Origin of the sequence: Streptococcus orisratti DSM 15617, assembly GCF_000380105.1 — a bacterium.
In the GTDB taxonomy this organism is placed as follows: domain Bacteria; phylum Bacillota; class Bacilli; order Lactobacillales; family Streptococcaceae; genus Streptococcus; species Streptococcus orisratti.
In genome coordinates, this window is the sequence record NZ_KB904494.1 from 1 (window position 1) to 10652 (window position 10652).

The window sequence follows — 10652 nt, forward strand, 5'->3', positions numbered from 1 at the left end:
CCTTTTCCACATTAGAGTTTTATTTACGACAATTTCATTGGTTTCTATATCTAAATCATGAATCTCCAATGCTAGCAATTCATTGATACGGCAAGCTGAAGCAAGTAGGGTGTTGCAAATGACTTTGAACCTACGATTAGCTCGTGTATCTGGTAAATCTGATAAAAATTTTAACCAGTGTGATANATCTTCATCATGTAGTACCATAATTCGCTTCTTGTTTGCCTTTGGCTTTGGAGGAATTTTGATAGTCAATGCTGGATTCTTTAACAAACCATAGTTTGTTATCCCAAAGTCAAAAATATCGCTTAACTTATGAGCTACAGCTCCAAAATCTTTTGCCCTTCCTTTTTGAGCTCGTTTAACGCCAGATTCAACAGATTTTTTAGCTCTATCCGCTAATTCATTAACCCATGATTGAATCTCGGAAGAGGTTATTTTATCAGGGATATAATCGCCAAAACGTGGAATAATGTAGGTATCAAGATAACCTCTCACACGGTTTAACGTATTATATGACGTAACCCAGCTTTGATAGTTTTTAAACCATTCTTCAGCTAGTTCCTTCAACGTTGTCACTGTTATAGTCTCTTTTCGAGTAGAGCCATTTTGCTCAAAGTCTAACTTGGCTTGAGTGTATTTTCTATCCAATTGACGAAGTGTTTTGGCTGTAATTGATGTTGTAACTTGTTTTCCAGTTTTCTCATCTAAACCAAGGTAAACACCTCGTAAGACATAGTTAGTTTCGCCGTTGTTTTTAGTTTTTTTGACAACTTTTTTGTTTTTGTAAATGATTGTTTCAGTTTTCATAATGCCTCTTCATGCAGATAATGAAAAGGCTAAAATAGACTATCCTCTTTTCCTAATTAGATGAATCTATTTTAGCACATTCTTACCTAGTTTTCCAAAAAATTAAGTACATCTGATAGTTTGTAATATACTGTTCTAGTACCTTCAATTGGGGGTTCAAGTCGTGGCAAGCCTTTTTTCTCCCAACTTTTCAATGTGTTAGGAGAAATATCTAAAAGTATCAATAGTTGTTTTTGGGTAACTATTCCTAACTTGGAATTATTCTTGACTTGTTGCTTAACTAGAGTTACTAATACAGTGAGCAGGTTTTCGATTTGTTTCAATTCATCTTTATTCATGTCTATTGTCCTTTTTTGATGAAAATGAGATAATAGCGATAGAGACGTGCTATCGCTTATCTCGTCAATACTAGCCGTCACTTTCAGCTTTAGTCGGTTTTGAAGTGATGGCTTTTTTACTTTCCTCATAAGAAATTTCCCAACGATTATTTAATCGAACAGTCTCAATGAGAAATTTAAGTAAATCTTTAGAGCCCATTTCTTTAGCTGTTGAAAAATCATAGTCCAAGGATACTGTAATATCTTTGTGAGGGATTTTTCTTCTTATTGGAGTCTGTTTACGCTCGGGAAATGAACTACTATAAATGGTATTACCAGTACCATCTGTTCGTAATGTTATGAAATGATGAATTCGTCTGATAAACTGACTGAGGTCTTCATAGCCACTATCTTTGGTTTTAAAGAAAAATTCAAGTGGAGGCTTTCTACTCGTGATAATTATTGTTTTTACAGCACCAGAACGATTTTTAAAGCGTGAAGAAATCGGAGAAGCTGTAAAAGGGTCTAGTAATTTTAGCCAATCTGAGGCGGACAATGCCTGCCCACGGACGTCGTCCAAGAGAATAATCTCCTCTCCTTTAACATCATCAAAAGGGTTTGTTGCCGCAGTAATGATGGCTTCCCAATCCTCTCCATTAGCTTTTGACAACAACTGAATCTCATGAGTTAGTTCTTTAGCTAATGTAGTTTTACCTAATCCAGATGCACCTTGAAAAAATATAATAGTTTTTTGGAACAATCCAAGTTCTAAATCTTTGAGAGTTTTTAGTGACTTTCGTTCAGCGTAGGTTTCAAATGCTTCATTCAATTTTGATTTGTTAAATGCATATATAGGATACAAGTCAGGGCTACTTAGAACCTCTGTCTTTTTGATTTTTCCTACAATAATGTCCATAATGAGTGCTTCTACATCAAATTTTGCTTGTTGAGAAGTCTTTTTAGCACGACCTTTTTCCCATACATGGATTCTTTCATTATAAATTGTTTCATAATCTTCACCTAGTAAAGTAACAACTTCAGAAGGAGAATAAAGGAATTTATTGTGGTCTTTAGCATGTACTAGGTAAGACAACAGATTATCATAAGCATATCTACCAGATTTCGGTTTTTCTAAATACTGTATTTCAAGATTTAGCGCATTTGCAATTTCAGTTAAAGTCGCCCCTTCTGAAAATTTGAAAAGAAAATGAACGTGAAACGATTTCAATACTTGTTCATATTTTTTTAGTTCTGGATTCCATACATATTTGGTATCTTTGTCATGAACGATAATATAAGCATCTGAAATTTTTGCTACGGAGGATAAATGTTCTATCATCTCTTTAAGTAATTCATCTGGAGCCCCCTCTATTGCTTTCTGGATTGCTTTTTCAGAATAACTTTGCCATAGCTCAGTTCTTAACTGCTGAGAACCTGCTATAACGGTTAAAATAGCCTTGTTTTTTCCCATAGTTTGATGTCCTTCCTTTAACTATTTCCCTAACTATTCTAAGGTGTACTACTGTTGACAAGCCCTTTCGTACACCCGTTAGAATAATTAGAGTTAAAATCACTTAAATGTCTTCAAGATTGAATCCACTGATGCGATGAGTCTTGCTTCAGCAATTTCAAATCTTGGCTTCGCACCGAAAGTATTAGATGTATTTTTTAGGGATACCTCATAAACCCCTAGCTGATTGATGACAGAACCCAAAATTTCTTTTTTGAATGGTATCAGCAAGGTTTTCCAGGATGGCGCATTGGTTTTAAGACAAGATACCCACCCATCCTTTTTTCCTTCTTTATTACTAATACCAGTTACTGTTATGATTTCTTTTGTCTGCGTCATAATATTATTCCTCTTTCTTTATTTGTTTGTTTTTTCAATTAGATAAACTGAAAAGACTGTTTCTCCTGATGAGAGTAAAAGTAGATTTTCAGCTGTAGATAACATTTAGATTTTCTTGACGATAAAAAAATCAAAAGAAACATCTAAATACAAAGTTGTAAAATTAGTTGCTGAACAGTTAAAATTTTAGCTGTATTTTAGCAGGTTTTTAAATCTTGTACGCTAAGAAAATGTCATAAGTTGAATACTTCGTTTAATCGTAATTATAAAATTGAAACTGTCGCTGATTGATAATGCGAGTTCTAGAAAGCATAGATTGTTACACTCATTCTGACGCATTACTTTCTGCGTCTTCACAACCGTTCAGACTTGATGCATAATGCTATCTGCAAAGCAGATTCATTCGCTTCACAATCTATGCTTTCTTCAAACTGCGCATTAGTTCATGTCAGCTTTTTCAATTTTATAAAATTAACTGATTAAATCTGAAGGAAATTCAACTTATGAGAAGTTTTCATAAAGCGAATACAAGATTCTAAGAACCAAGTTGCTGTCAATCCAGCTGAAAAAATTTTTTCGAAGTTCAGCATCAACTAATTTTTTACGTTTTTTGTATGTTTGCTGTAGTTCTTCAAGTTTATTTTTTAGCTCGTCAATTTCAATATCTAAATTGAAAATCTCACTGTCTTTCAAATCAACTTTTTCTTCAAGCTCAGACTCAAGAGAAGCAATTTCTTTTATCAGTTTGTCTTTTTTTGAAACATACTCACTCAAAAATGAATCGAGTCTTGTGTCTGTGCTAGCAACACGCAGAGTTCCTTTATGTTCGCCTACCACTATGCCTAGAAAAATTGGTGCATGGTTATCGTTTGAAAAACCGACATTAATGTAATGTTCTTCTGGTTTGATTTCAATACCGCCACGAGCCTTCTTCGTTTCATCCATATCAAATAAAATAATCTTTCCTCGCAACTCATCTGGGATGCCATACCAAGTTGGAAACGTTAGCATAAATCTACCTCCTTTCCTTTTTCACAAACCTCTAACTTTTTTCTAGCTGAAGTTGTGATAGAATAAATAGTGTAATTGATGAGCTCTATCTCTTACACTATTAAGTTTACTAGAACTAGTAAATTTTGATTCCTAAATTTTTATCAAAAAAACAGAGTAGTAGAGCATAAATACTCATCAGTTAAAGAATACATTAGAGAAATGATTGAGGTAGAACATGTTATTAATAATTAAAAATCGAAATAAAGTCATTTCTTTAGAGCAACTTTGTAATTCTATTCAGGATTTAAAAGATTATGTTGAGATAATTGCTGACTTGCAAAAGATAATGGATTCTACAGCAAATCGTTTTAGGTTATCAAAGCAGAGAAAAATTTATGAACAATGTAAATTCGTATACAATGTCTTAAGTAGTAATACATATACAATAAACGACTTATATTTTGCTACTGAATTTTTGATTAAATTATCAGAGGCCAATGATGTAAATACTGTCAAAGAACGGGAAATTTTTAGTAGGACTATCGGAATACTGGTTAATATTTGTTCAAAAATATTAGAATCAAAAATAGAAATTAGAGATTTATGCTCAAAATGTCATGGTCAAGTGTTAGCGATTGAGCTTATCTTAAGACTAAATAGAGATATTATAAAATCAAAAATTTACTACACACAAAAAGAAGTGGCATATTTGTTTACACATCGTTATCTGCCATCGTTAGTTTATGAATTTCAGCAATTTCAAGGAGTCAATAATAAAGAAATATCGATAAATTGGATTGGTAGAAAATTAGCTGAAATTACACACCTTGATGATGAAATAATCTCATTGGATAGAAAGAATTATGTTTCAATAAATGCTATTAAAGAACTAGAACGGAGGATACCTCGTGTAGCAGATTCATTAGATATACTGTCCCCTATGGAGGAAACTATACTTGACATAGAGAGGACATTATCAAAAAAGCAGGGGGGATTAGTTGATTTAAAGGCGGATAGTAGTTTTTGGAAGTCTAATGTGGAGCAATATTTTCAAAGTTCGAACCATCTTCTGTACAAAGTAATTTTTATTGATTTTTATATTCAGCTATTTATTATAATTCAAAAGTTCTCGCTACCACTCACTGTTGATGAAATTATTACACAGATGGAATATCAATTTCAGAAAGAAACTGATTTTCGTGAATTTCTTAAAAACAATGAATCGCTTTTAAGAAACATGTCAGATAAGGTTCATGAGTTTATTGAAAATATATCGGAGGGAAATCTTTTTGAAAATACATTAGCCGAGTTTTCGAAGATTCAAGATTTACATGGTATGCACCAGTCTATTTTAGATTTGAATACTACTCGTAATGAAATAAATCTTTATAAATTAGCAAGGGATGCTAAGGTATTTGATAGTGATTATTACTGGTATCACGATTTTTTGAAAAATACGCTGTACTCTTACAAGAGCTTCATGGATAAATCTGCAACGAAACATATTGAAAATATAGAAAATAACCTTCAATTTCTGGTACAAGAATCGTCAAAAAAACAACTAGACTACATTCCGATTGAAGACTTTTTAAAGAAAAGAAGAGAGTAAAAAGCACCTCCGTTCAAAACGGAAGTGCTAATTTTATATGTACTCTGTATTATTCTCTTTTCAATTTAACCGTTCCGAAGCCATCTCCACTTACGGTTAATGTGTTTCCCGAAAGAGAATATTCAAGCTCTTCTCCTTCTACGTTAAATATTTTGCTTTCTTTGTCCACTGTAAAATCTGTGCTAATATTGTCTACAAATAGTGAGCCCGAGCCATCACCTGCTTCAATACTAAGTGAACCATCTTGACCATCAATTATAATTGTCATGCTACTTCCGTCTTCTTCATAAGTATATGTTCCATCCAAGCTTTGGTTACTAGCAGAACATGCAGTAAGGAACAATACGGCTATAAGCGTCAATAAAAGTGCTTTAAATTTTTTCATCATTTTCTCCTTATCTTATTCTTCATCGTCAACGCTGTCTGAAGTAACTTGAACATTGTCAGGTCTTAAATCGTAGGTGTCATAAACTAGAGTCACATTTTCGCCGTCTTTTTGCTTTGTGACAAACGATGGGAAGCCAATATATTTCACATCATCTACTGATTCTGAAGCAAATTGAGAATAGGCTAAATGTGCAGAGAAAGATTCTTCCTTAATGACATAGGTATAATCAATAACATTATCATAGCTAAGTTTCTTGATAGGAATTGTTAGAGTTTCCTCTAGTGTTTCCGCTAAGTCCTCATCAGGTAAAATTTTCAATTGATAAACTGACGCTACCTTTTGGTTATATTGGTTTTCAATTTCTGTCAGTTTGTTTATTGCTGAAGTAGTATCTTTTCCATCAACCAATTGTCTAAGTGCAAGTGATACTTTTTCAAAAATAATTTGTTTATGGGTACTAGCCTTTTCAAATGCTTTAGCTTGTTCAATAATTTCATCATCTGATAAAGCTGAAATGCTTTCAAGAGTAAGAGCATCTGGAATCGTAACATCAATGACTCCATCTGCATTACCATCCTCAGTATCATATTTCTTGATAATATCAGTTAGCATTTCTTCAGAAATTTTTTCTGCTGAATCTGTTCCATAAAAACTGTCAATGAAACCTTGGGCGTGTTGACCAGTTGAATAAACATTTTTTCCAACATAGTCAGCTTTAAATTGAGCAGAAGAAATGGTTGTTTCAGTATTTGTGGCGGCCTCATAAGAAGTATCATAATAAGTTACTTGATTATCTTCAAAGACATATACTCCCTTGATTTTTTCGCTCTCTATTTCGTACCAGATTTGGGGAGCTGTTTTGGGTTGGTTAATATAGTTTCCGATACTGACTTCTTTTGTTTTTGCAGAAGAAGTTTTCTCTTGAGAGTGAGAAGTATTTGTGGAGGGTTTGCTGGTATTTGAACAGGCTAAGAGAATTGTTGTCGAGGCTAAAAAGGTTACACCTATTAATAGATATTTGTTTCGCTTTTTCATTTTGAAAAGTCTCCTTTAGTATTTTAAGTATTATTATTTTCAAAAATAATACTTAGTTATCTTTTATTTTACCACAAAAACATATCTTGAGTATTATTTTTTAACAAAAAAATACATTAAAAACCTACAAATAATTTCTGATAAGTCATAGTCTTAGTGTATAGAATTAGAGAAGGGAGCAGTGCTATGTCATTAGGAAAAAGTGTATCTAACCGAATCTATGAATTGAGGATAAAAAAGCAACTAACTCAAGAGATGTTGGCTGATAAGGCGGGGATGGATGTCAATGCTCTTGGTCGAATTGAAAGAGGACAAAATTCTAATATTAAATTGGAAACTCTAAATAAGCTAATTGAAGCCTTAGATTTAGACTATCAAACTTTCTTTGCATTTACGGATAGTGACAATGAGGTATCTAAATTAATTGCTAAATTGTCATTAGTGGATGATGAAGAAAAGTATCTTGAGATTTTTAATAAGATATTGGATATAGAGTTGGAGTAGTGTAGCAACATAATGGGTGACAGAATTTATCAAATATTTTTTGGGGATTACTGATATGGAGTAGTAGTTTTTAATAATACTAGATGTTTTTATATAATAGGATTATTCAAATAGTCTGAATATATAGTAACAAGGAGGAAGCGATGACCAATTTTTTTGTTGGTAAAATTGTTTATCTTGATGAGCAAGCTGTTTTTGATTTTTTAGAATTACATCAAAATGGGATACAATCGGATATCATAAAACGTGTGTCCGAAAATATGGTTGAGGTAGATGCAGAGGGTAAGGTTGGCATGAATTTCTTTACTCGATTTAAGATAGGGCTCTCTGGAAATGCTTCATATCAACGAAGTGGAGTAGTAGAATCACAGATTACCTCTACATTGCTAAGTAACTTTAAGAAGTTTGTAACTAATAAAAAAGATTCTTCAAAAGTGGAACGTTTAGATAATGTTAAGCTTTTTATTGAAAAAGATTCTCCTGCTTTTTATCGTAACATTACTCCTGTTCTTGATATGATTAGCGATATTACTAAAATGAATAGTATTACAGATGATGATAAAAATAATTTTAAAGGTATTGAAATAAAGAATATTGAACGAACCTTAGACCGACTTTCTGGATATTATGAAATTAAGGGTATTAGTTCCGAGAGTAAAGAAAGCATTTTCAGATTCAATATATCGGGCCTACGTAATAATTATACGTTGAGTGACTTAACCAAGATGGATGTCAAACTTTATGGAATTAAGGTTGGAGAAGTGGACTCAATTGATTTAAGTTTTAATACAATGATAGACAGATTGTCAAACCATAGTCCGTCACAACTCGGAATTGACTTTGATGAAGAACAAGATAATGAGAAAATACCGATATATGATGTTCTAGTGGCAGGTGTGTAATGGTAAGATTTAATATTTTTTTTGAACCAGTTCAAAAGTTTAATGAAAGAGTTGATAAATTAGATAACTATGTTTCGTTTAATGAAGTACTTATAAATTGGGCAAATGGAGCTAAAATTCAGGAAATAGCAGAACCGCTAATGGGAAAGGATTGCTGCGTTTTTAGGATGGACTCATATTCGTTGTCAACAAGTTTAGTTTTTGAAAATATTGATTTATTAGTAAAAATATTTGAATTTGCCGATATTTTAGAAGTGTACCTTCATAATCCTCCTAAAAAATTTTTTCACTTAATTAGGCAACAAATCCCTTCAGAAAGTGTACATATTGAACAAAGTACTTTTAAGAAAATTGAAAAGAAGCAGTTTCAAGATGTAATACATGACTTAAATGAAAACATAATTGGCCAAGGAGAAGCTAAGAAAAGTTTATTAAGAAAACTAGTTGCTCAACTAATACGTCCGAGTTCAAAACCATTAGTTTTAATGTTCTATGGTGAACCAGGGATTGGAAAAACTGAAACAGCAAAACAACTATCAACTACACTATATGGGAATGACAATATTATTAGAGAACAAATGTCTATGGTTGGTGGTGAATCAAGTGTAAAATATTTTAAATCAACAAATCATAGCGAAGACTCGTTTTCTAAAACATTATTAAACAGAGAATCTAATGTTATTTTGCTTGATGAGTTTGCTCTAGCTCCTGCATTTTTTCATAGTACCTTCTTTCAAATGTTTGATGAGGGTATCTATGAAGACCAAAATTATAAAGTAGATTTAAGTAACTCAATTATTATTTGCACATCTAATTTTAAAAGTCGGTTAGAAATGGAGAAGAATATTGACATAGCATTATTAAGTCGATTCGATGGATTTATTAAATTTTCTCCTTTATCTTTTGACGAGAAAAAGCAGATTTCAAAGATAGTCTATTCAAAAATTATTGACTCAGAATCCATGACTAAGGAATATAAGGGATATTTAGATGAAGATAAGATTTTAGAAAGAATGGAATCTAAATTAAATGCACTTCCTAATGTTAGAGCGATAAGAAAGTATGTTGAAGATGTTGTTGCAGATAAGCTATTGGAGGTAGTAATAGGTGGTAAATCAAACTGATTATATTAATCATTTAAGAAAACGTATGAATGTTGCAATTGAAAGAGAATTTTACATTGAATCAATTTCTTGCTCCTATGCCATTATTGAGAATAGAACAAAGAGAATTGTTGAACACTTGGGAAAAACTGCACGGAAGATGTCGCTGGATAGCAAGATAGAATATATTTATGGGAAAATTAGTACTAAGAATGACATCACTGATATTAAATTGAAAAAGCTTGTGGGTTATCTAAATCATCGATTAGTGGATTCACAGATAATGATTGTAGATTTATCAAAAAATTATGCTGACTGGAAGAAAAGCAGTGATAAATCATCTAGTGAAAATAAAATATATAGATTCAAGCAACTTAGAAACATTCTTGTTCATAATTTATCAACTTATGATAGTAGTAATCCTAAATTGATAGATTTTGATTCTTACATTGATTTAGCGATGTTAGGAAAAGAGGTTGCAGAGGAATTATCAAGAATTGCAACAGGAATGAAGAGGAAAAAGCAAAATTTATAATTGACTTTTATTTTTGGATGTAATAAAATAACTACGTAAGACACCGTTATTTAGGTAGCGCCACGGATTGGCGTTGGGACGTAAAACTCCTGTCTTGCTTTTTAGATAGATAACAAAAGGAACACCTCATACGAAGTGTTCCTTTTATTATCTGCATGTTCTACTTAAATTTTATTATCTAAATAGTGTAGAGAAAAATGTAGAGATTTGATTGATTTGTACTGCAATGTAATGAAATTCAATAATTCAAAACTCGCATTAAATCAAGGCTTCTACCGTCTATTGACGTGTAGTGAATCCCTATTTCACCTCAGATTAAAGCTCATTTACTTGATAGTATTAACGACATCGTTTCCACCGCAAACCGGTTTGTGCTTCATCCTGAAAAAGATTTTAGTCGGAAAAGTCAGCTAACGATGAAAACCATGATTCAAGCTATACTGACCATGGGTGGTAATACCTTAGCCAAAGAGCTACTTGATTTAGATTTACCAGTTACCCAATCTGCCTTTGTCCAACGACGGTATCAGATTAAACACCAAGCTTTTAAAACACTTTTTAGGAATTTTACTTCTAAAATTTCAATCTCTGATAATCTCCCTATCCT

General features: G+C 32.3%; 12 protein-coding genes and 1 pseudogene. 6 read left to right on the forward strand and 7 right to left on the reverse strand.

Annotated features, from left to right (window positions below; all coding sequences use genetic code 11):
• The 5 genes from A3I7_RS0109450 to A3I7_RS0109475 form a co-directional block, all read right to left on the reverse strand.
• Positions 1 to 810, reverse strand: an 810-nt coding sequence (locus A3I7_RS0109450) for a site-specific integrase (RefSeq protein WP_018376419.1), incomplete at its 3' end; no start/stop codon positions are given.
• Positions 811 to 896: 86 nt separating this feature from the next.
• Positions 897 to 1148, reverse strand: coding sequence for a helix-turn-helix transcriptional regulator (locus tag A3I7_RS0109455; protein ID WP_018376544.1), 252 nt, complete (start codon positions 1146 to 1148; stop codon positions 897 to 899).
• A 70-nt stretch (positions 1149 to 1218) separates the two neighbouring features.
• Positions 1219 to 2598: a Rep family protein gene (locus tag A3I7_RS0109460; protein ID WP_018376545.1), complete on the reverse strand. Its 1380-nt coding sequence runs from the start codon at positions 2596 to 2598 to the stop codon at positions 1219 to 1221.
• A gap of 99 nt (positions 2599 to 2697) precedes the next feature.
• The gene (locus A3I7_RS0109465; RefSeq protein WP_018376546.1) at positions 2698 to 2976 is read right to left on the reverse strand and encodes a hypothetical protein; all 279 of its coding nucleotides are present in this window, start codon (positions 2974 to 2976) and stop codon (positions 2698 to 2700) included.
• Positions 2977 to 3477: 501 nt separating this feature from the next.
• On the reverse strand, positions 3478 to 3987 hold the full coding sequence (locus A3I7_RS0109475; RefSeq protein WP_018376547.1) for a coiled-coil domain-containing protein: 510 nt from the start codon (positions 3985 to 3987) through the stop codon (positions 3478 to 3480).
• A gap of 217 nt (positions 3988 to 4204) precedes the next feature.
• Here A3I7_RS0109475 and A3I7_RS0109480 point away from each other — a divergent pair, with 217 nt between their 5' ends.
• Positions 4205 to 5578, forward strand: coding sequence for a hypothetical protein (locus A3I7_RS0109480; protein WP_018376548.1), 1374 nt, complete (start codon positions 4205 to 4207; stop codon positions 5576 to 5578).
• 49 nt (positions 5579 to 5627) lie between these two features.
• Here the strand turns inward: A3I7_RS0109480 and A3I7_RS0109485 are convergent, their stop codons facing one another.
• Together A3I7_RS0109485 and A3I7_RS14625 are read right to left on the reverse strand one after the other, a co-directional pair.
• On the reverse strand, positions 5628 to 5963 hold the full coding sequence (locus A3I7_RS0109485) for a hypothetical protein (RefSeq protein ID WP_018376549.1): 336 nt from the start codon (positions 5961 to 5963) through the stop codon (positions 5628 to 5630).
• Between the two features lie 15 nt (positions 5964 to 5978).
• Positions 5979 to 7001 carry a hypothetical protein gene (locus A3I7_RS14625; protein WP_018376550.1) on the reverse strand — a complete coding sequence of 341 codons (1023 nt, stop codon included), beginning with the start codon at positions 6999 to 7001 and terminating at the stop codon, positions 5979 to 5981.
• 186 nt (positions 7002 to 7187) lie between these two features.
• Between A3I7_RS14625 and A3I7_RS0109495 the strand changes: the two genes are divergently transcribed.
• The 5 genes and pseudogenes from A3I7_RS0109495 to A3I7_RS0109515 form a co-directional block, all read left to right on the forward strand.
• Positions 7188 to 7505: a helix-turn-helix domain-containing protein gene (locus A3I7_RS0109495; RefSeq protein WP_018376551.1), complete on the forward strand. Its 318-nt coding sequence runs from the start codon at positions 7188 to 7190 to the stop codon at positions 7503 to 7505.
• A 143-nt stretch (positions 7506 to 7648) separates the two neighbouring features.
• Positions 7649 to 8407 carry a DUF6414 family protein gene (locus tag A3I7_RS0109500; protein WP_018376552.1) on the forward strand — a complete coding sequence of 253 codons (759 nt, stop codon included), beginning with the start codon at positions 7649 to 7651 and terminating at the stop codon, positions 8405 to 8407.
• A complete protein-coding gene (locus A3I7_RS0109505) occupies positions 8407 to 9531 on the forward strand; it encodes an AAA family ATPase (protein WP_018376553.1) in 1125 nt (374 codons plus the stop codon). The genes A3I7_RS0109500 and A3I7_RS0109505 overlap by 1 nt, the downstream gene beginning before the upstream one ends.
• Complete coding sequence (locus tag A3I7_RS0109510) at positions 9515 to 10045, forward strand: hypothetical protein (protein ID WP_018376554.1); 531 nt, start codon at positions 9515 to 9517, stop codon at positions 10043 to 10045. The genes A3I7_RS0109505 and A3I7_RS0109510 overlap by 17 nt, the downstream gene beginning before the upstream one ends.
• A gap of 302 nt (positions 10046 to 10347) precedes the next feature.
• A pseudogene (locus A3I7_RS0109515) lies at positions 10348 to 10652 on the forward strand (IS4 family transposase); the annotation flags it as partial.

Coding starts and splice junctions, on each gene's coding strand:
- A3I7_RS0109460 (WP_018376545.1), bottom strand. CDS start 2,598: ATGGGAAAAAACAAGGCTATTTTAACCGTTATAGCAGGTTCTCAGCAG.
- A3I7_RS0109505 (WP_018376553.1), top strand. CDS start 8,407: ATGGTAAGATTTAATATTTTTTTTGAACCAGTTCAAAAGTTTAATGAA.
- A3I7_RS0109480 (WP_018376548.1), top strand. CDS start 4,205: ATGTTATTAATAATTAAAAATCGAAATAAAGTCATTTCTTTAGAGCAA.
- A3I7_RS14625 (WP_018376550.1), bottom strand. CDS start 7,001: ATGAAAAAGCGAAACAAATATCTATTAATAGGTGTAACCTTTTTAGCC.
- A3I7_RS0109485 (WP_018376549.1), bottom strand. CDS start 5,963: ATGAAAAAATTTAAAGCACTTTTATTGACGCTTATAGCCGTATTGTTC.
- A3I7_RS0109500 (WP_018376552.1), top strand. CDS start 7,649: ATGACCAATTTTTTTGTTGGTAAAATTGTTTATCTTGATGAGCAAGCT.
- A3I7_RS0109495 (WP_018376551.1), top strand. CDS start 7,188: ATGTCATTAGGAAAAAGTGTATCTAACCGAATCTATGAATTGAGGATA.
- A3I7_RS0109465 (WP_018376546.1), bottom strand. CDS start 2,976: ATGACGCAGACAAAAGAAATCATAACAGTAACTGGTATTAGTAATAAA.
- A3I7_RS0109455 (WP_018376544.1), bottom strand. CDS start 1,148: ATGAATAAAGATGAATTGAAACAAATCGAAAACCTGCTCACTGTATTA.
- A3I7_RS0109475 (WP_018376547.1), bottom strand. CDS start 3,987: ATGCTAACGTTTCCAACTTGGTATGGCATCCCAGATGAGTTGCGAGGA.